The sequence below is a fragment of the Arthrobacter sp. TJ-238 genome (assembly GCF_058269215.1).
In genome coordinates, this window is record NZ_JBZCNH010000005.1 from 251,753 (window position 1) to 273,553 (window position 21,801).

The window sequence follows — 21,801 nt, forward strand, 5'->3', positions numbered from 1 at the left end:
TCGTCGCCACAAATCATCACTACGCAGGAGGACGTACGTCACTCCAGGAACAGCACATTCAGCGACAAACGCTACCGTCAGCGGGCCCCTGAGCACTAATCCTGCTGCCCATCCCCGCCGGGGGCAAGAGGGCCGCCCGCACGGGGTCCCGCCTCGGCCAGGCGTGCCGCGGCCGCCGCGACCCGCTCGTCGCTGCCCGTGAGCGCCACACGGACGAAGCCCTGCCCCGCGTCGCCGTAGAACGTCCCGGGACCGGCGAGGATCCCGAGCCCGGCGAGCCAGCCGATGGTGTCCCACGTGGGACCGCCGTCGGACGCCCACAGGTACAGGCCTGCGGCTGACCCGCTGATCGTGAAGCCGGCCGCCTCCAGGGCGGGGACGAGCAGCGCGCGACGACGGCGGTACAGGTCCTTCTGCTCCGCGACGTGCGTGTCGTCCCCGAGGGCCACGCGCATGGCCTCCTGGACGGGTCGCGGCACGATCATGCCCGCATGCTTCCGGGAGTTCACGAGGTTGGCGATGATCGCGGGGTCGCCGGCCGTGAAGGCGGCCCGGTAACCGGCGAGGTTGGACTGCTTGCTCAGCGAGTAGACGGCCAGCAGGAGCTCGTGGGACCCGCCGCAGACCCGCGGGTCCAGGACGCTCGGCACCGGCTCGCCGCCCTCGGCCGGATCCCACGGACCCCAGCCGAGCTCGCCGTAGCACTCGTCGGAGGCGACGACGGCGCCGAGGGACCGTGCGTCGTCGACGACGGCCCGCAGGGCGTCGACGTCGAGGACCTCACCCGTGGGATTGCCCGGCGAGTTGATCCAGACGAGGCGCACGCGGGACCGGATGTCGTCCGGCAGGTCGGCGAGGGAATCGACGGGCACCGGCGTGGCACCGGCGAGGTGCGCGCCCATGTCGTAGGTGGGGTAGGCGACCGTGGGGCGCACGACGACGTCGCCCGCTCCCAGGCCGAGCAGCAGCGGCAGCCACGCGACCAGTTCCTTCGAACCGACGGTCGGCAGGATGTCCAGCGGGTCGAGCCCGGGTACTCCCCTGCGGCGCGCGAACCAGCTGCTGATCGCCTCGCGGAGTGCCACGGTGCCGTGCGTGGTCGGGTAGCCGTGCGCATCGGAGGCCGCGGCCAGTGCGGAGCGGATGAGCTCCGGCGTCGGGTCCACGGGCGTGCCGATGGACAGGTCCACCACGCCGTCGGGGTGCCGCGACGCGGTGTCCTGGTAGGGCGCCATGGCGTCCCACGGGTAGTCCGGCAGCTGCAGGCCGAAGGGCTTCGGCTCCCCGGCCGTCACCTAGGCGGGCTGGTTCTGGGGCGGCAGGGCCGCGATGATCGGGTGGTCGAAGCCCGTGTTGCCGACCTTGGCGGCGCCGCCGGGCGAGCCGAGGTCGTCGAAGAACTCGACGTTCGCCTTGTAGTACTCGGCCCACTGCTCGGGGGTGTCGTCCTCGTAGTAGATCGCCTCGACGGGGCAGACGGGTTCGCACGCACCGCAGTCCACGCACTCGTCGGGGTGGATGTAGAGCGACCGCTCGCCCTCGTAGATGCAGTCGACAGGGCACTCCTCGATACAGGCCTTGTCCTTGACGTCCACGCAGGGCTGCGCGATTACGTAGGTCACGTCCCACGCCTTTCGTTGAATCCGGGGTCGGCTGCCGCACCCTCGGTGCGGTTCCCAGCTTAACGCACCCCTCCCTCGGGCCGGACCACGGTGCCGGATACGCCGGGATGCCCGGCCGGCCGGCCGGGGGCCTACCCTTGACGGGTGCAGACTCCCGCCGGCTTCCTCGCCTCGCTCCCCCTGACCACGCGGGTGGTGGTGCGGCGCCGCCTCGGCGACGGGTTCACGGACTCGCTCGGGGACCTCGTGGCGCTGGACGCGACCACGTGTACCGTGCGGACGCGAAGGGGTGACGACGTCGTCGTGCTGGCCGACATCACGGCGGCGAAGGCCGTGCCGCCCGCGCCCCCACGCCGTGCTCCGCGGCGCGTGGAGCCCTCCTGACGCAGTGATTGGGACCCGTCAATCAATCGGTCGATGTCCCGTATGATCGGCAGATGGACATCGACGAGGACCTCCAGGCGCGCGGCCGGGCGCTCAGCTCCCCTGTCCGGCTCCGCATCCTGCGCCTGTGCCTGCACAAGCCGCGGACCAACAAGGAGATCGCGGAGACGCTGGAGCTCAACCCGGCCACCTCGCTGCATCATGTGCGCACCCTGCTGTCCACCGGCTTCCTCGCCGCCGACGACGCCCGCACCGGCAACCGCGGCGCGAAGGAGATCCCCTACCGTGCCACGGGGCTGTCCTGGCACACGCGCATGCCGAACTCCGCCCCCGTGCTGGTCGAGACGTTCCTGCAGGAGATCGAGGGCCTGCAGCCGTCCGAGATCGACGTCTGGCGGCTCGGTGTCCGCCTGAACGACGAGCACCGCGCCGAGATGATGGGCCGGATCCGCGCGGTCTTCGAGGAGTACGCGCAGCGCGGCCCCGACCCCGACGGCACGGCGACGTCGGTCATGCTCGCGCACCACCTGGACCGCACGGCGGACTGATCCGGAAGCGTGCTCCGGGCGCCCGGCGACATGCACCCGGCACGACCGGTCCCTGCGCGGGGTCCTAGCGTCGGGCCGGACGCAGCAGGACGCTGCCGGCCACGACGGCCGCCAGCGTCACCACGAGCACACCGAAGAGCCAGAGGTTCCCGGCGAGGGCCGTTGCCGGGGCGACCTCCGAGGTCCCCGTGAGGATCAGGGTCTTCGACGACGTCGAGAGCAGCGCCACCGCACCGTAGGCGACGGCGCCGGCCACGGCCGTCATGATGATGCTCCGCCCCCAGAGCCCGCAGAGCAGGAACAGGCTGCCGGCGAGCACGAGCGCGGCCACCGCCCCGACCGGGAGTCCGGTCGCACCGACGTAGACCACCTGGCCGTGCAGCACGGTGCCGAAGACGGCCGCGACGATCCCGGCCGCGGCCGCGACGATCCCGGCGGTCAGCCGGCCCGGCGCCCTGGCCGCAGGCACCGCGGCGCCGGCGCTACGGGCAGCCGGCACGGCAGGGCCGGCCCTGTGGGCGCCCTGCTCTGCAGGGGTGACCGGTGGAGCGCCGGGCTCCGGCGGCGCAGCGGCGCGGGAAGCAGGCTCGGCCGCCTCGGCAGCCGGCCCCCTGGCGTCCGGAGGGACCGGGAACGCCGGACGCCGGCCTTCCCCTGCAGGGGAAGAGCCGGCGTCGTCGTGTGCCATGGTGCTGCGCGATGCAGGTCAGGCGCGGGCGCGTGAACGCGACGCGCGCATGCGCTCGTTGGCGTCGAGGATGACCTTGCGGATGCGGATGGACTCCGGCGTGACCTCGACGCACTCGTCCTCGCGGGCGAACTCGAGGGACTCCTCGAGCGTGAGGTTGCGCGGCGGGGTCAGGTTCTCGAAGGTGTCCGAGGAAGCGGCACGCATGTTGGTGAGCTTCTTCTCCTTCGTGATGTTGACCTCCATGTCGTCGGCGCGGGAGTTCTCGCCGACGATCATGCCCTCGTACACCTCGGAGGTGGGCTGCACGAAGAACGAGCCGCGCTCCTGCAGGTTGATCATCGCGAACGGCGTGACCACACCGGCGCGGTCGGCGATCATCGATCCGTTGGTGCGGTACTCGATGTCACCGGCCCACGGCTCGTAGCCCTCGGAGATCGATGCTGCGATACCGGCGCCGCGCGTGTCGGTGAGGAAGCGGGTGCGGAAGCCGATCAGGCCGCGGGCGGGCACGATGAACTCCATGCGGACCCAGCCGGTGCCGTGGTTGGCCATGTTGGTCATGCGTCCCTTGCGGGCGGCCATGAGCTGCGTGACGCCGCCGAGGTACTCCTCGGGGACGTCGATGGTCATGTGCTCCATCGGCTCGTGGATCTTGCCGTCGATGGTCTTGGTGACCACCTGGGGCTTGCCGACGGTGAGTTCGAAGCCTTCGCGGCGCATCTGCTCCACGAGGATGGCCAGCGCGAGCTCGCCGCGGCCCTGGACCTCCCAGGCGTCGGGGCGGGCGGTGGGCAGCACGCGGAGCGAGACGTTGCCGATGAGCTCCTTGTCGAGGCGGTCCTTGACCTGGCGTGCGGTGACCTTGGCGCCCTTGACCTTGCCGGCCAGAGGCGAGGTGTTGATACCGATGGTCACGGAGATCGCGGGATCGTCGACCGTGATGAGCGGCAGCGGCTGCGGGTTGTCGACGTCGGTGAGGGTCTCGCCGATGGTGATGCCCTCGATGCCGGCGACGGCGACGATCTCGCCCGGTCCGGCGGAATCGGTCGGGACGCGGTCGAGCGCCTTGGTGGCGAGCAGTTCGGTGATCTTGACGGTCTTCAGCTCACCGTTCTGGCGGGCCCAGGCGACCTGCTGGCCCTTGCGCAGCGTGCCGTTGAAGATACGCAGCAGCGCGAGGCGGCCGAGGAACGGCGAGGCGTCGAGGTTGGTGACGTGCGCCTGGAGAACACCGTCGGGGTTGTAGCGGGGTGCCGGGATGTGGTCGATGATCGTCTGGAACAGGGGCTCCAGATTGTCGTTGGCCGGTGCGCTGCCGTTGGCCGGCTGCTCGATCGACGCCGCACCGACGCGGGCCGCGGCGTAGACGACCGGGACGTTGAGGATCAGGTCGAGATCGAGGTCGGGGACCTCGTCGGCGAGGTCCGACGCGAGGCCGAGGAGGAGGTCCATCGACTCGCTGACGACCTCCTCGATGCGGGAGTCGGGGCGGTCCGTCTTGTTGACCAGCAGGATGACGGGGAGCTTGGCCGCGAGGGCCTTGCGCAGCACGAAGCGGGTCTGGGGCAGCGGGCCCTCGGACGCGTCGACGAGCAGCACGACGCCGTCGACCATGGACAGGCCGCGCTCCACCTCGCCGCCGAAGTCGGCGTGGCCCGGGGTGTCGATGACGTTGATGGTGATGGTCTCGCCCTTGGCGGCCGGACCGTCGTAGAACACCGTGGTGTTCTTCGCGAGGATGGTGATGCCCTTCTCGCGCTCGAGGTCACCCGAGTCCATGACGCGGTCGGCCACGTCGCCGTGGGCCGCGAACGAATTGGTCTGCTTCAGCATGGCATCGACCAGGGTGGTTTTTCCGTGGTCAACGTGAGCCACGATGGCTACGTTGCGGAGATCGCTGCGGACAGCGGTGTTGCCTGTGGTTTCAGACATGCGTGATTACTCAATTCGGTATCTACTGCGGGGAAAATGACGGCGGCTGCACTGCGCGCCCTCTTACCAGTCTAGGGGACACCTCAAAAACAGACCTAATGCTCCGTGTCAATGGGCGCCCGAATCCGCTGTGGGCGCATCCGCGACGACCGGGACCGGGCAGTGGTGGGACGGGCAGTGGTGGGACGACGACGGCGGCCCTCCGGATGGAGAGCCGCCGTCGTCGGTGCTGCCGGTGCTGCCGGTGCTGCCGGTGTCCTCGCGGCTATGCCACCTCGGGGGGCAGGACGAGCCCGGCCCCCGGGATGGCGGCGAGGAGCGCCTGGGTGTAGGCGGTCTTCGGGTTGTCGAAGACCTCGTCCGTGGTGCCCTGCTCCACGAGCCGGCCCTTCTCCATCACGGCCACGTGGTCGGCGATCTGGCGGACCACCGCCAGGTCGTGCGTGATGAACAGGTAGCTCAGGCCGAGGTCCGCCTGCAGGTCGGCGAGCAGGTTCAGGATCTGCGCCTGCACCAGCACGTCGAGCGCCGAGACGGCCTCGTCGCAGATGACCACCTCGGGATCCAGGGCCAGGGCCCGGGCGATGGCGACGCGCTGACGTTGGCCGCCCGAGAGCTCGTTCGGGAAGCGCTGCATCATCGAGGACGGCAGGGCCACCTGGTCGAGCAGTTCGCGGACCTTCTTCTCCCGGCTCTTCGCGTCGCCGATCCCGTGGACACGGAGCGGCTCCTCGATGGTGCGGTAGATGTTGTACATCGGGTCGAGCGAGCCGTACGGGTCCTGGAAGATCGGCTGGACGCGGCGGCGGAAGTCGAACATCTGCTTCCGGCCCAGCGTGGTGATGTCCACGCCGTCGAACCGGATGCTGCCCGACGTCGCGCCCTCGAGCCCGAGCACCATCTTCGCGACGGTGGATTTGCCCGAACCGGACTCGCCCACGACGGCGGTGGTGGTGCCGCGCGCGATCGAGAAGGAGACCTTGTCCACGGCGGTGAAGTCGGTGGACTTGCCCCAGCTGCCGCGGATCTTGAAGACCTTCGTCAGGTCCTCGACCTCGATCACCTTGTCCAGCGACGGACCCTTCGCGACGGCCGGAGCGAGGAGGTCGTCGGTCTCGACGCCGGCCTTCTTCGCGGACTCGATGCGGCGCGACGCGATGGACGGCGCCGAGGCCACGAGCTTCTGCGTGTAGGGATGGCGCGGGTTGGTGAGGAGCTCGAGCGCCGGGCCGGCCTCGACGACCTGCCCCTTGTACATCACGATCACCTTGTGCGCGCGCTCGGCGGCGAGGCCGAGGTCGTGCGTGATGAGCAGCACGGCTGTGCCGAGCTCCTCGGTCATCGAGTCGAGGTGGTCGAGGATCTGCCGCTGCACGGTGACGTCCAGGGCCGACGTCGGCTCGTCGGCGATGAGAAGGCGCGGGCGGCAGGACAGGCCGATGGCGATCAGGGCGCGCTGGCGCATGCCGCCGGAGAACTCGTGCGGGTACTGGTTGGCGCGCGAGGCGGCGTCGGGCAGTCCGGCCTCCGAGAGCACCTTCGCGACATCCTGCGGACCGCTCGGCAGGCCGTTGGCCCGCAGGGTCTCCTTGACCTGGAACCCGATCTTCCACACCGGGTTCAGGTTGGACATCGGGTCCTGCGGCACCATGCCGATCGAGGAGCCGCGGAGCTCGATGATGCGCTTCTCCGAGGCGTGGGTGATGTCCTCGCCGTCGAAGATGATGCTGCCGTTGGACACGCGCCCGTTCCCGGGCAGGAGGCCGATGGCGGCGAGCGCCGTGGTCGACTTGCCCGAACCGGACTCCCCCACGATCGCGACGGTCTCGCCGGGCATGACGGTCAGGTGCGCGTTGCGCACCGCCGGCACGTCGCCGTTCGACGTCGTGAAGGTGATGGCGAGGTCGCGGAGCTCGAGCAGCGGCTGGACGCCTCCCGACGCTGCGGTGGCCGCCGTGTCGTTGCGGGCGGCGCGGCGGCCGCCCCCTCCGGCCGTTGCGTTGCTGGTGCTGTGGCTCATCGTTTGCGTGCCTTCGGATCGAGAGCGTCACGCAGGGCGTCGCCCAGCATGATGAAGCTCAGAACGGTGATCGACAGGGCGAGGCCCGGCCAGAAGATCGCCATGGGGTTGCTGCGCAGCGAGGGCTTGGCCGAGAAGATGTCGTTGCCCCACGACATGACCTCGGGCGGCAGTCCGATGCCGAGGAACGACAGCGTCGACTCCGCGACGATGAACGTGCCGAGCGAGATCGTCGCGATGACGATGACGGGCGCGAGCGCGTTCGGGATGACGTGCTTGACGAGGGCGCCCAGCGGGGACACCCCGAGCGATCGCGCCGCCGTCACGAAGTCCGCGTTGCGGACCTCGATCACCGCGGCACGTGTGATCCGGGCGATCTGCGGCCAGCCGAAGGCCACGAGGATCACGACGAGCGTCCACACGTTCCGGTTCTGCTGGAACACGGGCAGCTGCACCACGACGATGGCGCCGAGGATCAGCGGGAGCGCGAAGAAGATGTCACCGATGCGTGCGAGCACGGCGTCGATCCAGCCGCCGAAGAAACCGGCCAGCGCACCGATGAGGCCGCCGATCAGCACCACGCCGAGCGTGGCGAACAGGCCGACGGTCAGCGAGGACTGCGTGCCGTGCACCACGCGGGAGAGGATGTCGCAGCCCTGGACGGTGAAGCCGAGCGGGTGCCCGGGTGCGGGACCGCCGTCGGAGTTCTCCAGCAGGCAGTTCTCGTTCGGCGGCTCGTTCGTGAAGAGCCCGGGGAACAGGGCCACGAAGATGACCGCGAGGATCAGGATCGCGCTGATGATGAACAGCGGCTGCTTGCGCAGGCTGCGCCATGCCTCGCCCCAGAGGCTGCGGGGGGCGGCGTCGGACACGGCGCTGTCCGTGGCCCGTACCGGCGTCTCGTCGAGGTCGGCGACGAAGTGCTCGATCGGATAGGCGGACCGCTTGGTGCGTGCCGCCGGCGTGGGTGCCACGGTCGCGGCGGCCTCGATGGGTGTTGTCGGTTCAGGCATATCGAATCCTTGGGTCCAGCCACGCGTACAGGAGATCCACCAGCAGGTTCGCCAGGCAGAAGATGAGGATCAGGAACGTGACGATCGAGACGACCATCGGTCCGTCACCGTTGAGCACGGCGCGGTAGAGGGTGTTGCCGACCCCGTTGACGTTGAAGATGCCTTCGGTGACGATCGCGCCGCCCATGAGGGCGCCGAGGTCGGCACCGAGGAAGGTCACGACGGGGATCAGCGAGTTGCGGAGGACATGCACGACGACGACGCGTCGGCGGCTGAGGCCCTTGGCCGTCGCCGTCCGGACGTAGTCGGCGTTCACGTTCTCGATGATGCTCGTGCGGGTCAGGCGCAGCACGTAGGCGAAGGACACCAGCCCGAGGACCACGGCCGGGAGCAGGAGCTCCGTGAAGGTGGCGTCGCCGCTCACCGTCGGGTTGGTCCACTGCAGCTTGACGCCGATGAGGAACTGCATCAGGAACCCGAGCACGAAGATGGGGACCGCGATGACGATCAGGGACAGCACGAGGACGGAGGAGTCGAAGATCCTGCCCTTGCGCAGGCCCGCGATGAGGCCGAACACGATGCCGAAGACGGCTTCGATGACCAGCGCCATGATGGCGAGCTTCGCTGTGGTCGGGAAGACCTCGGCGATGATGGTGGCGATCGGGCGGCCCGAGAAGTTGGTGCCGAGATCGAACGTCAGCACGCCCTTGAGGTACAGCAGGTACTGGATCCAGAAGGGCTGGTCCAGGTTGTACTGCTCGCGGAGCCCTGCGACGACGGCGGGCGTGCAGCCGCGCTCGCCGCAGATGGCCGCGGTCGCGTCGCCGGGGAGGCTGAAGACCAGGAAGTACACCAGCAGCGTGGCGCCGAGGAAGACGGGGATCAGCTGCAGGAAGCGTCGGACGATGTACCAGACCATCAGTGCGCACCTCCCGGTGCGGCGTGCGTCCGGACGGGACGCAGTGAGGGGTTGCTCATGAGGTGTTGAACCTTTTCGTTGGAGCACGGAAAAGGGGCCCGCCCTGTGCCGGGCGGGCCCCGAGACCGCTAGGGGTTACTTGCCGGTGATGGCGTAGTAGAGCGGAACACCGTTCCAGCCGAACTCGACGTTGTCCACGTTGCTGCTCCAGCCGCCCTGGGCGACCTGGTACCACAGCGGGATGGCCGGGAGGTCCTCGAGGAGCTGCTCCTGGGCCTGGTTCATGGCCTCGTTGCCCTCCTCGACGGAGCTGGCGGCGAGTCCCCCGGTCAGCTGCTGGTCGAACTCGGGATTGCTGTAGCGGGCATCGTTGGACCCGGCGCCGGTGGCGTAGATGGGTCCGAGGAAGTTGTACAGCGACGGGTAGTCGGCCTGCCAGCCGGCGCGCAGGGCACCCGTGAGGGTCTCCTCCGTGGCTTCCGTGCGGGCTTCCTTGAAGGTGGCGTACGGCTTGCCCGAGATCTCGATACCGAGGTTGTTCTTGATGTTGTTCACCACGGCCTCGACCCACGTCTTGTGGTCGCCCTTGTCGGCGTTGTAGCCGATGGTCAGGGGCTCCGACTCGTCGTAGGGCGCGATCTTCTCGGCCTCGGCCCAGAGCTTCTTGGCCTCGTCCGGGTTGTACTCGAGGTTCTCGCTGCCGGGCAGGTCCTCGCTGTAGCCGTCGAGGACGGGGGCGGTGAAGTCCTTGGCAGGCGTGCGGCCGTTGTTGAAGATGACCTCGGTGATCTCGTCACGGTTGATGGCCATCGACAGCGCCTGGCGGCGGAGCTTGCCGGCCTCGCCGTCCCAGTTCGGGAGGTAGTACGGGATGGCGATGGTCTGGTTGCCCGCGTACGGCGACTCGATCGAGCGCTCGCCGAGGTCGTTCTTGAAGTTCTTGATGTCGCTCGTCGGGATCGTCTTGAGGACGTCCAGGTTGTCCGAGATCAGGTCCTGGTAGGCCGTGGTGTCGTTCTGGTAGATCTTGAACGTCACACCGGCGTTCTGGGCGGCCTGGGGGCCCTCGTACTCCTCGTTCGGTACGAGCTCGATCTGCTGGTTGTGCTGCCAGGCACCCTCGGAGGCGAACTTGTAGGGGCCGTTGCCGATCGGGTTCTCGCCGAACGCTGCGGGATCCTCGAGTGCGGCGGCGGGCAGCGGGAAGAACGCGCTGTAGCCCAGGCGCAGCGGCCAGTCGGACTCCGGCTGGGACAGCTTGACGGTGAACGTCTGGTCGTCGACGACGGTGAGGCCGCTCATGGTCTCCACCGTGGAGCCCTCGGCGCTGGCCTCGTCGTAGCCCTCGATGCTCTCGAAGAAGTAGCTCGACAGCTGGGCGTTCTTCGCGGCGGCACCGTAGTTCCAGGCGTCCACGAAGGAGCTCGCGGTAACGGGATCACCGTTGGTGAAGGTCTTGCCCTCCTTCAGCGTGATCGTGTAGGTCTGGGCGTCCTCGGTCTCGATGGACTCGGCCATCTCGTTCTGGGGCTTGCCCTCGGCGTCGTAGCTGACCAGACCCGCGAAGATCAGGTCGAGGATCGCTCCGCCGCCCACCTCGTTGGTGCTGGTGGGGATCAGCGGGTTCTGGGGCTCGGAGCCATCGACGACGATGACCGCGTCCGTGCTGCCGGTGGTACCGCTGGTGGTGCCGGACTCAGAGCTTCCGCCACCGCATGCGCTGAGTGACAGTGCGGCGAGGGCCGCGACGCTGAGCATCTTGGAAGTGCGCGTGAAACGCATTCCGCCTCCTAGTTATTGGGTCGATCCGGCGCTGATGTGGCCGGGATAGTTGCTCCGCAGACAGCGAGAGCCAACTCACACCGGAAGATCATATGCCCGTTCCGTTGCTTTGTTGAACATCATGTATACAACGACTCCCAGCGGACCCTCAGCTTCGGCGCCGCCCGGTTCTGTTTCCGCAGGCCAGCGCCCTGGGATCCGCTGCATCACGCTTCCATAACGAAACCGGAGGAGGCGCTCGGGCACTGTACAGGAGCCCCGGACTGCGGGCGCGAGGTCGGGGCCGTTCAGTCGGTGGAGGCGAGGAGTTTGGCCCTCAGTTCGCGGCGCTCGCGCTGCAGGGCAGGATCCGGCAGCGGGACGGCGGCCAGCAGGCGCTGCGTGTACGGATCCTGGGGGCGCCGGAGGATCTGGTCCCGGGGGCCCTGCTCCACGATGCGCCCGCGCTTCATCACGCAGATGTAGTCGGCCAGCACGTCCACCACGGCGAGGTCATGCGTGACGAACAGGCAGGCGAAGCCGAGGTCGCGCTGCAGGTGCTGGAAGAGTTCGAGCACCCTCGCCTGCACGGAGACGTCCAGGGCCGACGTCGGCTCGTCCGCGACCATCAGCTTCGGCTTGAGGGACAGTGCGCGCGCGATCCCGACGCGCTGCTTCTGCCCGCCCGACAGCTCGTGCGGATAGCGGTTCCGGTAGGAGCGGGGCAGCTCCACCTGGTCGAGCAGCGTCTCGATGCGCTTCTGCAGTGCGGCGCCCTTGGCCTCGCCCGCGAGGAGCATCGGTTCGCCGATGCTCTCGCCGATCGGGAGCCGCGGGTTCAGCGACGACGACGGGTCCTGGAACACCATGCCGATGTGGCGGCGTACCTTAACGAGCTCCCGCGAGCTGGGTCGGAATCCCGAGATGTCCGTCCCCACGACCCTGAGCGAACCCTGCGCGACCGGCAGCAATCCGACAGCGGCACGGCCGATAGTCGTCTTCCCCGATCCGGACTCCCCCACGAGCCCGATGACCTGCCCGGGGTAGACCGTCAGGTTCGCCCCCTCGACGGCGCGGAACGCCGGGACGCGGCCCTGCTTGGGATAATCGATCGCCACGTCGACGAGCTCCAGGACGGGATCCCCGGTGCGCGGCGCCGTCCTGCCCTCCCCCGCGAGCCGCGCGAGGACGTCGCGCTCGCGGCGCTCCAGTTCGTCGTGGTCCACGGTGTGCAGCTCGGTGTGGGTCGCCGCGGCGAGGGCAGCCGTGATGTCGACGTCGTCGTTGCCGTCCCCCTGCCCGAGGTGCGGCACGGCGGCCAGGAGCGTCCTGGTGTACTCGTGCTGCGGGTGGTTGAAGATCTGGTCAGCGGTGCCGGTCTCCACGATCCGGCCCTTCCGCATGACGGCGATGCGGTCGGCCAGGTCCGCCACCACGCCCATGTCGTGCGTGATCAGGACGATTGCGCTGTTGAGCTGGTTCCGCAGGTTGCGCATCAGATCGAGGATCTCGGCCTGCACGGTGACGTCGAGGGCCGTCGTGGGCTCGTCGGCGATCAGGAGCTTCGGGTCGCAGGACAGGGACTGCGCGATCATCGCGCGCTGCCGCTGCCCACCGGAGAGCTGGTGCGGGTAGGACCTGAACGCCTTCTCCGGGTCCGGCAGTTCGACCATCTGCAGCAGGCGCAGGGCACGCTGCCTGGCCTCGTCCGGGGAGATCTCGTTGTGCAGGCGCAGCGTCTCGACGATCTGGAAGCCCACGGTGTAGACGGGGTTCAGCGCCGTCATGGGCTCCTGGAAGATGACGGCGACGTCGTTGCCGCGCACCTCCCGCAGCCTGCCCGGGGGCATGGTGAGGACATTCTGTCCGTTGAGCAGCACCTCGCCCGTCACGCGGCTGTTCGAGGGCAGCAGTCCCAGCAGCGACATCGAGCTCGCGCTCTTGCCGGACCCGGATTCACCGACGATCGCCAGCACCTCACCGGCCCGGACCTCGTAGGTCAGGTCGATGGCCGCCGGCACCCACCGTTTGTCCACGCCGAAGTCCACGCAGAGATCGCGGACCTCGAGCACGGGGCCGCGGTGGCCGGGGCGGCCCGCACCGTGATCCCCGTGATCCCCGTGGTCCCCGTCGTCGTTGCCGCCCGTGCCGCCGATGACCTGGGTGCTCATGAGGGGTCCTCCTTCGCGGAGGAGGCCGCGCGGCTACGCGTGCGCTCCTGACGGGATACGGGCGGGTGCGGTACTGGGATCATGGAGCCATGGAAAGCTCGAGGGTGGCCGGGGTCAGCGTCTTCAGACCACGGACCGGCGTCTGGTTCACGGGGGCGGCGGTGCTCGTCGCACTGGGCGGCCTCGTCTCCGTCGCGGCGACCGAGGGCCCTGCCGGGCTGCTGCGCGCCTGGCCGCTCCTCGGCGTCGCCTACGCGGGCTGGTGGCTGTTCTGGTACCCCGTGGTGGTCGTCGCGGAGGACACCGTCACGGTGCGCAACCCGCTCGCGACCATCAGGGTCCCGTGGTCCGCGCTGATCGACGTCGACACCAGGTACGCCCTGAAGCTGGTGACGCCGTCGGGCGCGTTCACTGCCTGGGCGGCTCCCGCTCCCGGCGTGTGGGGGACGCACGCCGGGAAGCCCGAGCACGTGACCGACCTGCCGTCCACGAGCTACGGCCCCGGCGGGTCCATCCGCCCGGGGGACCTGAAGAACACCGATTCGGGGTACGCCGCCTACCTCGTGAGGTCGCGCTGGCAGGACCTCGTCGAATCCGGTGCCATCGACGTCGACTCCCCCGCCCGCGCACACCGCACCTGGAACCGGGCGCAGATCGCCGGCGCGGTCGTGCTGGCCGCAGGCGCCGCGGCGGCCGGCCTCGGCTCGTAGGGACGTGCTCACGCCGCGGGCTTCTCTGCGTCCTTGGCCCGGCCGGCGTTGAACTTCCGCTGCCGCGGGTCGAAGGCGTCGCGCAGGCCGTCACCGATGAAGTTGATGCACAGGCAGATGAGCACGATGAACAGGCCCGGGAACCAGAAGAGCCACGGCCGTGTCTGGAAGGCCTCCTGGTTCTGGCTGATGATCAGGCCGAGGGACACATCGGGGGCCTTCACCCCGAAACCGATGTAGCTCAACGCCGTCTCGAGCAGGATGGCGGCGGACATGAGCAGCGTGGTGTTGACGATGATGACGCCCACCGCGTTCGGGAGGATGTGCTTGAAGATGATGCGCGCGTTGGAGGCGCCGGCGATCTTCGCCGCGTCCACGAATTCGCGTTCACGCAGCGTGAGGAACTCGCCGCGGACGAGGCGCGCCAGGCCGGTCCAGAGCACGAGACCGAGGAAGACGCCGAGCAACCAGACCTGCGCCCCACTGCCGACGAAGCGGTTGACGGACTCCCCGAGGGTGGCCGCGGCGAGGACGACGGGGATGATGATGATGATGTCGGTGAAGCGCATCAGCACCGCCTCGGTCCAGCCCCGGAAGTAGCCGGAGCAGGCCCCGACGACGACGCCGGTCAGACCGGCGAGTGCTCCGATGATGAACATGATGAGGAGCGAGTTCTGCGCCCCGCGCATGGTCATCGCGAAGTAGTCGCGGCCGATGGAGTCCTGGCCGAACGGGTGCTCCCCCCAGCTGAACGGGCCCGTGACCGTCGGGGCGCCGTCACCCAGCAGGGGCACGAACTCGGTGTGGTTGTACTTCCACCAGCCGGGGATGCCCGCGAAACCCACCGATGTGAAGGCCAGGACCAGGACGACGGCGAACACGACGAGGCTGATGATGGCCGCGGTGTTGTCGAAGAACTTCCTGCGGACGATCTGCCCCTGCGACAGCCCCGGCGCCTCGGCCTCGGGTGCGGGCGGCACGGTCGCGGGAACGGACTCGGCCTGGCCGGGCACATCGGCGGGGGTCTGAGTGCTCATGCTTTCACCCTTACGCGAGGATCGAGGAACGAGTACGCGACGTCGGCCACCAGGTTGAAGACCAGCGCGAGGATGCCGGCCACGAGGAAGAAGCCCATGATCGGGTCGGGGTCGGTGCGCTGCAGGGCCTGGACGAACAACTGCCCCATCCCGGAGAAGGCGAAGACCTGTTCCGTGATGATGGCTCCGCCGATGAGCGCCCCGATGTCGAAGGCCACGAGGGTGGCGAGCGGGATCAGCGCATTGCGGAAGGCGTGCCGCATGACGACGGTGCGCTCGCTGAGGCCCTTGGCCCGCGCGGTCCTGATGAAGTCCATGTTCATGATCTCCAGCATCGAGGCCCGGGAGTACCGGCTGTAGCCGGCGAGCGACGCAAGCAGCAGGGCGATCGTCGGCAGCAGCAGGTGCGTGAACGTGTCGAGGCCGGTGATCCAGAACGTCCCCTCGAGTCCCGGTGTCTCGGCGCCCACCGTTGCGATCGGGCGGCCTCTGACGCGCGGGTTGCTGACGTAGGCGGGCCAGGTGACCAGGAAGCGGTCCACCACGACGAGGAGGCCCATGAGCAGGCCGGTCAGCGCCGCGGCCCGCATGCTCTGGCCGCGGTCGTAGCCGCCCATCGCGTAGCCGACGCCGATGCCCACGAGCACCGTCAGGACCGCGAGGGCGAGGATCATCCAGATGGTCGCGGCGTTCAGGATCGGGTTGACGACGTAGTAGGCGACGAGGCCGAGCGCGACCATGATGAGCGACGCGTACAGCGCCTTGCGGTTCCGGAGGCCCACGGTGAGGAGGACGATCCCGAAGGCGATGCCCACGCCCGTCACGAGGATGACGACCGGCCCGAGCCCCGGGTCGGAGAACCAGTCGACGAGCTGGAGGACGGTGAGGAGCGCCGCGGCGACGGCAGCTCCGATCACGAAGGCGATGGCCTTCCGTCTCCAGGAGGCGCTGGCGAACAGTGCCCAGATGAGGCCGCTCGCGATGGCGACGACGACGATCGTGGAGGCCGGTATCCGAGGGTCCGCGAGGAAGTTGTTGAAGCCGATGGCCCCGAACTCCTTGAGCAGGACGGCGAGCCAGAAGATCGGGAGCGAGAAGAAGAGGAAGGACATGAAGGTCACGCCGTAGTCCAGGCCGCTGTACTGGCGGAGCGCCGTGATGATGCCCAGGGAGATACCGATGATGATGGCGAGCACGGTGGCCGTGGTGACGAGGGTGATCGTGTTGCCCATGGCGCGGACCAGGGACGTGGTGACCGCCTCGCCCTGGATGCTCGTGCCGAGGTCACAGGTCGCGGCGAAGGGCACGAGGCACTTGGCAGCACCCGCGAGCCACCCGAAGTACCGCAGCGGCGCAGGGGTGTTGAGGTCGAGCAGCTCCGTGCGGGCCTGGATCAGCTGCTCCCGGTTCGGCGCATTGCTGGCCCTCAGGTCCTCGAGCGGATCACCCGAGAGGGCCGTGAGCTGGTAGACCACGTAGGACGCACCGAGGAGGATGAGCACGGCCGTCACCAGACGGCGGACGATGTAGGTCACCATGTGTTTTCCAGCCTCGAGGTCGGGTCCGCGTGGGGGAAGGCGCCAGTGCTAGTCCCCGGCGCCTTCCCCTCACGGGCGTGCTTGATCCGGTGCGCGTGATTCGGCTGGACCTACTGCGCGATCTGCCAGTCCCAGAAGTTCCACCAGACGCCGGTCAGGTTGGGCATGTATTCGACGCCGCTGACGTTGTCGCTGTGCGCATTCATGCCCGGCACCTGGTAGAGGGGTAGTCCGTACTTCGAGTCCCAGATCAGCTTGTCGATCTGGACCTGCAGGTCGTTCTGCGCGTCCGGGTCGGTCTCGACCACGAGCTCGTCCATGAGCTCGTCGGCCTCGGGGCTCGAGAACCCGTTGAAGTTGGAGCCGTTGCCGCTCTTGAAGATCTGGGGCACATTGGACACGCCGACACCCGAGCTGATCCAGCCGAAGATGGTTGCATCGTAGGTGCCGTTGCCGAGGGCCGCGCTCCAGTCGGAGGCGCCGAGGCCGACGTCGACGATCTTGAAACCGGCCTGCGAGGCGGACTCGGCGATCAGCGTGTAGGAGTTCAGGCGGTTCGGGTTGTCACGGTTGTACATGATCCGCACCTCGGGGGTCGCCCCGTCGAGCAGGTCCTTCGCACCCTCGATGTCGACCTCGGCATAGGCCTCTGAACCGTTGTTCGAGGCGGCCTCCTCGTAGGGCTCCTGGTCCTGCAGGAAGAGCTGGGAGTCGACCGGCTCGGCGTCCGGGTTCAGCTTCTTGATGATGGAGTCCACCAGCTGCTGGCGGGGCACCGTCTTCATGAAGGCCTCGCGGACGCTCTCCTCGGCGAACACGCCGCTGAAGTTGAGGTCGAGGTGGTCGTAGGACAACTCGTTCCCGCGCACGACCGTCACACCCTCGAGTGCTTCGAGCTGCTCGACCGTGTCCGCCGAGGCCTGCGGCGCGATGATGTCCACTTCGCCGTTCTGCAGGGCCTGCACCTGGGCGGGAGCCTCTCCGATGTAGCGGACCGTGATCTCGTCCACGTTGGGCATCGGACCCCAGTCGTAGTCAGGGTTGCGGGTCAGCGTCATGGACTGGTCCGGGGTCACGGCCGATGCGATGAACGGACCGTTGGACAGGAAGAGCGTGGGATCGTCCGGGAGGGACTTGGTGTCGAAGCCGGTGTTCCAGAAGTCCGCCACGGCCTGCACCTCGGGACGCTCCACGGGGTTCTCGGGGTCGCCTGCCGGTTCGGTCCGGATGAGCTCGATGAGCGCGTCCTCGTCAGTGAGTCCGCCCTTCTCGGCCAGGACGTGGGCCGGCGTGTCGAGCCCCCCTTCGTTCATGAGGCCGAAGGCGACCTCGTAGTCGGCGAAGGGCACCGAGTAGTTCAGGGTGATCGAGCGCCCGTCGTCGCCGATCTCCGGGAGCTCGGTGAGCGCGAGTCCGGTCGTGTCACCCGCGTAGTCGAAGTAGGTGGCGCCCGACACCACTTCACCCGCCTCATCGGTGGTGGAGTCATTGAAGTAGCCGGACTCGATGGCCCACTGCAGCAGCAGGTCGCCGCCGTCGACCGGTTCGCCGTCGGACCAGCTGACGCCCTCATTGACCGTGTACCTGACGCTGAGGGGGTCCTCGGAAAGGACATCCACGGTTCCGAATTCTTCATTCGGGACGACCTCGAGGTCGTTGTTGATGTAGTTGAAGCCGGAGTGGGTCGAGTAGGCGATCACGCCGTTGATGTCCACGTTGCCCTCGGACGTGCTCGCGTTGAACGAGCTGAAGGCATTCACCTCGGCGATCCGGATGTTCCCGCCCGTCGCCTCGCCCTCGGCGGTCTCCTCCGGTGTCTCGGTCCCCGTGTTGGCAGCGCAGGCACTCAATACGAGTGCTGCTGCCGCAGCCACACCCACAGCCCTGGAAGTACGTCCGACACGCATACAGCCTCCTCTTTCATAGCGTGGTTCCGGCCCTACGCGGTGTTGCGGGTCAGCCGACACGCGCCACGCAAAGGTGACGCAACTCACGCGAGCAGAAGCATAGTGGCACATTGCTGCAGGCAGGTATCGGCCGGAGGAGCCGGTCGCGGGTTGTTATCGAGCTGCAACTCAAGCGGGGACGGCAGGCGTCCCGGTGAGCGTGCAAGCGGTTCGCACAGGTGCTTGATCGGGCGCTCCGGGCGGTGATTTGCTTGAACGACCCCGAGCGGCCGGACGACGACCGCGCGGGTAGCGTGCCGGACGGGCGCGTGATCCGAGGCAGACAGGTGTGATGCGGGATGGCCTGGCTTTTCGTCGACAAGCACGCGGCGGTGTGGGACGACGACGCCGATGTCCAGGCCGCCATCGGAGCCCTCAAGGTGCGCCTCGATCAGCACGCCGAGGTCCATCTGTCGATCCAGAGCAAAGGGCTCAAGGGTCCGGTCTTCGTCATCACCAAGGACACGGTGCTGAGCTCCCCCGAGCTGAGCAACCGCTTCAACGCGGACCTGTTCTCTGAGCTCACGACGCCGACTGCCCGGAACAGCCCGACGATCCACTGGTTCTCGGACGGGCGCGGCTTCGTGTCGGAGACGAACAGCCGCATGTGGTGACGTCGTAGTCACGTAGCTGCGCGTCGGCCGGTCGAACCGGCCGACGCGACCGAGCATGGCATGAGCGTCGGACTAGGCTCTGATCACCGAACAACTGATAGCGAACATGGGGGTAGCAATGGCGCTTGGTGGACTGGAGATCTTCATCGTCCTGCTGGTATGGCTCGTCGTGATCGCTGCTGTGGGCCTTGCGCTGTATCTGATCATCCGGCTGGGCGTGAAGCACGGGATGCGGTCCTACTACTCCAGCGCTTCACAGACGCCTGGTCCTGATCCGCAGTCCGGTTCGCGATGAACGATTACTCGGGAACGATCACTACCTACTCCGAATCGGTCAACAATGCTCCTACACCGGAGGGAGGTGCCTTCTGGTTCGCGTTGGCCCTGGTCAACGCGGGGCTCGCTGAGCAGAAGAATCGCTCCCGGCTGGCATGGTTCCTCATCTCGCTGTTCCTGGGGCCGCTCGCCACCGCGCTCATCGTCTTCATGAGGCCGCCGGCACCAGCGCCTCCGTCCATGTCGCACCGCGGTGGACGGAAGAACCCTGACGGGTTGTCGATGAGGAGCCGGAGGAGATCGACGGGCCCCGAGGGCTGAGCCGGCCACTCGATCGGATCACCCGTACCGTGCTCGATCCAGGCACCGGTTCCGGTGACTGGGCAGGTGGCATCCGGGGCCCTCGACGTGGTGTCGCAGTCGGTCGTGTGGAGCCCGTACGTCGAGTCATCGAGCCAGTCAGCGGCATGGACTCGCGGGGCTCGTACCAGTGATCCCACGACTCTTGTTGCACCACTCGGGAAGGACCGCTTTGTCCCTTCGCGCCTGAAGGACCGACGTGGGAGCATCTGCTGACCGAAAGCTATCAAACTCCTACTGATACCCGGCGTCTCCTGCACGCGACAGACCCGACGCGTCATGTGAATGAGTGGAACGATGGACTCCGTGCCTGGAGGTCTGCCTGTCAGCCGCTCCGATCCATTTCGGCTTATAGCCGCTAATCCCCCTGTCGCTGGCCCGACCGCCCCAGTGCCGGCACCCAGCAAGGGCCCTGGACAACGGCAAAGTCGAGCGCTTCAACCGGACCCTGCAAACCGAATGGGCCTACCGCAGGCCCTACGCCACCCACGACGCCCGCACCCGTGCCCTTGACCAGTTCCTGACCCACTACAACACTGAACGCATCCACACCGGCATCGGAACCGCACCCATCAACCGAGTGTCACCAACCTCATGACCCAGTACACCTAGCTCCCGTAGTGCTTCGTACTTCCCCTGAACAAGCACGTCATATGCGCTGTTACCGACGTTCCCGGGGTTGGGTCGGATGAATAGCAATCCATTGTGTCCCTTCCAGCGCAGTGTGGTCCCATCGGAGACCGGCTGCGTCCTTTCCGCATGTAGGGAGGGCGAGCTTCAAGGCAAGCTGGCCCGCTGATGAGAGATCTGTCGGCAGAGGACCTCGCGCACCAACGTGACCGACGTGCTAACGGTGGTCATCGGCCTGTCCCGCGTCGGTCGGTGACTCCCCGGCGGCGGTCGTGCCGGTGGCTCCGCGGGGGCTTTCCGTGGCGGATCCACCGGGGGTGGTGTCGGGGATATCGTCGGCCACGATCTGTCGGGCATTCCGGGTCACCGCGGTGACCGCCCTCTCCATTGGGCCCTGACCGAACTTGCGCTGCCAGAACCAAGCTAATGCGGCAGCTGCGATCAGGTGCAGGACGAACCACATGCCCTGGTCGTCGTAGTGCAGTTCCGGGGCCAGGGCGAGCAGGTGGGCGAAGTAGAGGGTGAGGGTCATGGCGCCCATGGCCGCCAAGGGCTTCAGCAACCGCTCGGCCCAGGGGGCGATGAGCAGGAAGACTCCCAGCACCAGCATCCCGGTGCCGAGGCTGGAAGCGATGGCCAGCGGGGTGTTGGTGTGTGGCGTGGCCATGGCCAACCACCACCAGGAGGTGTCGGGCAGACCCTCCGAGCCGAACACCAAGGCCTCATCGAGATCGTGCGACGTCATGCCCGGGGTGGCCAAGAGCGCCTCGTAACCTCGGGCGCGCAGCAGCAGGAAGGAGACCACGTTGGATAGGACCGCCAGGGCCGCGCCGACCCCGGCGATGAGTCCCTGGACCCGGACACGGCGCAGGTCCAGCCGGCCCAGGCCCAGCCCGGCCAGCAGGTAGGTCATATAGACCAGGGCCGGATAGGAGCCGGTGAGCAGCAGTTCCGAGGCCGAGCCGCCCGGCTCGGTGAGCAGGTTCACCACGGTGTGGTTCCAGGCCGAGGACTCCGGCAACGCCGAACCCAGTTGCTGTATCAGGACCGGGGCGGTGAGGCCGAACACCGCTGCCCACGCGAACAGTGCCCGGGACCGCAGGAGTAGGAAGGGAATGGCCAGCAGGAAGAACACCGCGTAGTAGAGCAGGATGCTGTAGGCCGGGGGATCCCAGGGCAGGATCGCCGAGATCACCAGTCCTAGGGAGCCGATCACCACGGCCCGTGCTGCCAGACCCACCTGGTCCCCGGTCATTCGCCGGCCCTGGTGCGGGGCGGACCCGCCGGAGGACAGGGCCACCCCCACCCCGGCCAGCAGTGCGAACAGCGCAGCCGAGTCCCCGGAGAACAGACTCCATGACAAGGTCGGCTCGCCGGTATCCTCGTATGCGTCGGGCAGGATGTGGATGGCCATCAGCCCGATCAGTGCCAGGCCGCGCGCGGCGTCAATGCCGATCAGCCGATTCTTGGGACGGTCTTTCACTGCCGCGGGAGGATTCGCGGTGTACTGCGGGACGATTTCTGCACCCATCGGATCCTTGTCCTCGTTCGTCATGGGAGGCTCCTGGGTCTGGTTTCTCGTGTGGCTGCTTCGATGACCAGATCAACACCTCCGGCTAGGTCCCCCTT

Annotated in this window: 19 protein-coding genes; 6 read left to right on the forward strand and 13 right to left on the reverse strand. The window is 68.0% G+C overall.

Going from position 1 to position 21,801, the window contains the following annotated elements; translation table 11 throughout:
* Positions 1 to 95: 95 nt before the first annotated feature.
* Together dapC and fdxA are read right to left on the reverse strand one after the other, a co-directional pair.
* Positions 96 to 1,295, reverse strand: coding sequence for a succinyldiaminopimelate transaminase (gene dapC, locus AC4D2O_RS12685; protein WP_490907714.1), 1,200 nt, complete (start codon positions 1,293 to 1,295; stop codon positions 96 to 98).
* On the reverse strand, positions 1,296 to 1,622 hold the full coding sequence (fdxA, locus tag AC4D2O_RS12690) for a ferredoxin (RefSeq protein ID WP_049829022.1): 327 nt from the start codon (positions 1,620 to 1,622) through the stop codon (positions 1,296 to 1,298).
* A 144-nt stretch (positions 1,623 to 1,766) separates the two neighbouring features.
* Here fdxA and AC4D2O_RS12695 point away from each other — a divergent pair, with 144 nt between their 5' ends.
* Complete coding sequence (locus tag AC4D2O_RS12695; RefSeq protein ID WP_490907715.1) at positions 1,767 to 2,006, forward strand: putative acetyltransferase; 240 nt, start codon at positions 1,767 to 1,769, stop codon at positions 2,004 to 2,006.
* Between the two features lie 53 nt (positions 2,007 to 2,059).
* Complete coding sequence (locus AC4D2O_RS12700; RefSeq protein WP_490907716.1) at positions 2,060 to 2,554, forward strand: ArsR/SmtB family transcription factor; 495 nt, start codon at positions 2,060 to 2,062, stop codon at positions 2,552 to 2,554.
* Between the two features lie 64 nt (positions 2,555 to 2,618).
* Here AC4D2O_RS12700 and AC4D2O_RS12705 read toward each other — a convergent pair whose 3' ends face one another.
* The 7 genes from AC4D2O_RS12705 to AC4D2O_RS12735 form a co-directional block, all read right to left on the reverse strand.
* A complete protein-coding gene (locus tag AC4D2O_RS12705; protein WP_490907717.1) occupies positions 2,619 to 3,242 on the reverse strand; it encodes a hypothetical protein in 624 nt (207 codons plus the stop codon).
* 18 nt (positions 3,243 to 3,260) lie between these two features.
* A complete protein-coding gene (typA, locus tag AC4D2O_RS12710; protein WP_490907718.1) occupies positions 3,261 to 5,177 on the reverse strand; it encodes a translational GTPase TypA in 1,917 nt (638 codons plus the stop codon).
* Positions 5,178 to 5,442: 265 nt separating this feature from the next.
* Positions 5,443 to 7,197, reverse strand: coding sequence for an ABC transporter ATP-binding protein (locus AC4D2O_RS12715; protein ID WP_490907719.1), 1,755 nt, complete (start codon positions 7,195 to 7,197; stop codon positions 5,443 to 5,445).
* The gene (locus AC4D2O_RS12720) at positions 7,194 to 8,210 is read right to left on the reverse strand and encodes an ABC transporter permease (protein WP_334210557.1); all 1,017 of its coding nucleotides are present in this window, start codon (positions 8,208 to 8,210) and stop codon (positions 7,194 to 7,196) included. Before AC4D2O_RS12720 ends, AC4D2O_RS12715 begins: the two co-directional genes overlap by 4 nt.
* Positions 8,203 to 9,129: an ABC transporter permease gene (locus AC4D2O_RS12725; protein ID WP_104049511.1), complete on the reverse strand. Its 927-nt coding sequence runs from the start codon at positions 9,127 to 9,129 to the stop codon at positions 8,203 to 8,205. Before AC4D2O_RS12725 ends, AC4D2O_RS12720 begins: the two co-directional genes overlap by 8 nt.
* 135 nt (positions 9,130 to 9,264) lie before the next feature.
* A complete protein-coding gene (locus AC4D2O_RS12730; protein WP_490907720.1) occupies positions 9,265 to 10,911 on the reverse strand; it encodes a peptide ABC transporter substrate-binding protein in 1,647 nt (548 codons plus the stop codon).
* A gap of 287 nt (positions 10,912 to 11,198) precedes the next feature.
* On the reverse strand, positions 11,199 to 13,061 hold the full coding sequence (locus AC4D2O_RS12735) for an ABC transporter ATP-binding protein (protein ID WP_490907721.1): 1,863 nt from the start codon (positions 13,059 to 13,061) through the stop codon (positions 11,199 to 11,201).
* Between the two features lie 89 nt (positions 13,062 to 13,150).
* Here AC4D2O_RS12735 and AC4D2O_RS12740 point away from each other — a divergent pair, with 89 nt between their 5' ends.
* On the forward strand, positions 13,151 to 13,771 hold the full coding sequence (locus AC4D2O_RS12740) for a PH domain-containing protein (RefSeq protein WP_490907722.1): 621 nt from the start codon (positions 13,151 to 13,153) through the stop codon (positions 13,769 to 13,771).
* Between the two features lie 8 nt (positions 13,772 to 13,779).
* On the opposite strand, the gene AC4D2O_RS12745 is transcribed toward AC4D2O_RS12740, so the two are convergent.
* The 3 genes from AC4D2O_RS12745 to AC4D2O_RS12755 all read right to left on the reverse strand — a co-directional run bounded on the left by AC4D2O_RS12745 (position 13,780) and on the right by AC4D2O_RS12755 (position 18,220).
* Entirely contained in the window at positions 13,780 to 14,808 is a 1,029-nt protein-coding gene (locus tag AC4D2O_RS12745; protein ID WP_490907723.1) for an ABC transporter permease, read from the reverse strand.
* Entirely contained in the window at positions 14,805 to 16,346 is a 1,542-nt protein-coding gene (locus tag AC4D2O_RS12750; RefSeq protein WP_490907724.1) for an ABC transporter permease, read from the reverse strand. Before AC4D2O_RS12750 ends, AC4D2O_RS12745 begins: the two co-directional genes overlap by 4 nt.
* A 110-nt stretch (positions 16,347 to 16,456) precedes the next feature.
* Entirely contained in the window at positions 16,457 to 18,220 is a 1,764-nt protein-coding gene (locus AC4D2O_RS12755; RefSeq protein WP_490907725.1) for an ABC transporter family substrate-binding protein, read from the reverse strand.
* A gap of 371 nt (positions 18,221 to 18,591) precedes the next feature.
* Between AC4D2O_RS12755 and AC4D2O_RS12760 the strand changes: the two genes are divergently transcribed.
* From AC4D2O_RS12760 to AC4D2O_RS12770, 3 genes are all read left to right on the forward strand, one after another.
* Positions 18,592 to 18,906, forward strand: a complete 315-nt coding sequence (locus AC4D2O_RS12760) for a hypothetical protein (protein WP_104049504.1) — start codon at positions 18,592 to 18,594, stop codon at positions 18,904 to 18,906.
* 118 nt (positions 18,907 to 19,024) lie between these two features.
* Complete coding sequence (locus AC4D2O_RS12765) at positions 19,025 to 19,201, forward strand: hypothetical protein (RefSeq protein WP_490907726.1); 177 nt, start codon at positions 19,025 to 19,027, stop codon at positions 19,199 to 19,201.
* Positions 19,202 to 19,903: 702 nt separating this feature from the next.
* Positions 19,904 to 20,140 carry an integrase core domain-containing protein gene (locus AC4D2O_RS12770; RefSeq protein WP_490907843.1) on the forward strand — a complete coding sequence of 79 codons (237 nt, stop codon included), beginning with the start codon at positions 19,904 to 19,906 and terminating at the stop codon, positions 20,138 to 20,140.
* Positions 20,141 to 20,389: 249 nt separating this feature from the next.
* On the opposite strand, the gene AC4D2O_RS12775 is transcribed toward AC4D2O_RS12770, so the two are convergent.
* The gene (locus AC4D2O_RS12775) at positions 20,390 to 21,727 is read right to left on the reverse strand and encodes a heparan-alpha-glucosaminide N-acetyltransferase domain-containing protein (protein WP_490907727.1); all 1,338 of its coding nucleotides are present in this window, start codon (positions 21,725 to 21,727) and stop codon (positions 20,390 to 20,392) included.
* Between the last annotated feature and the right edge of the window lie 74 nt (positions 21,728 to 21,801).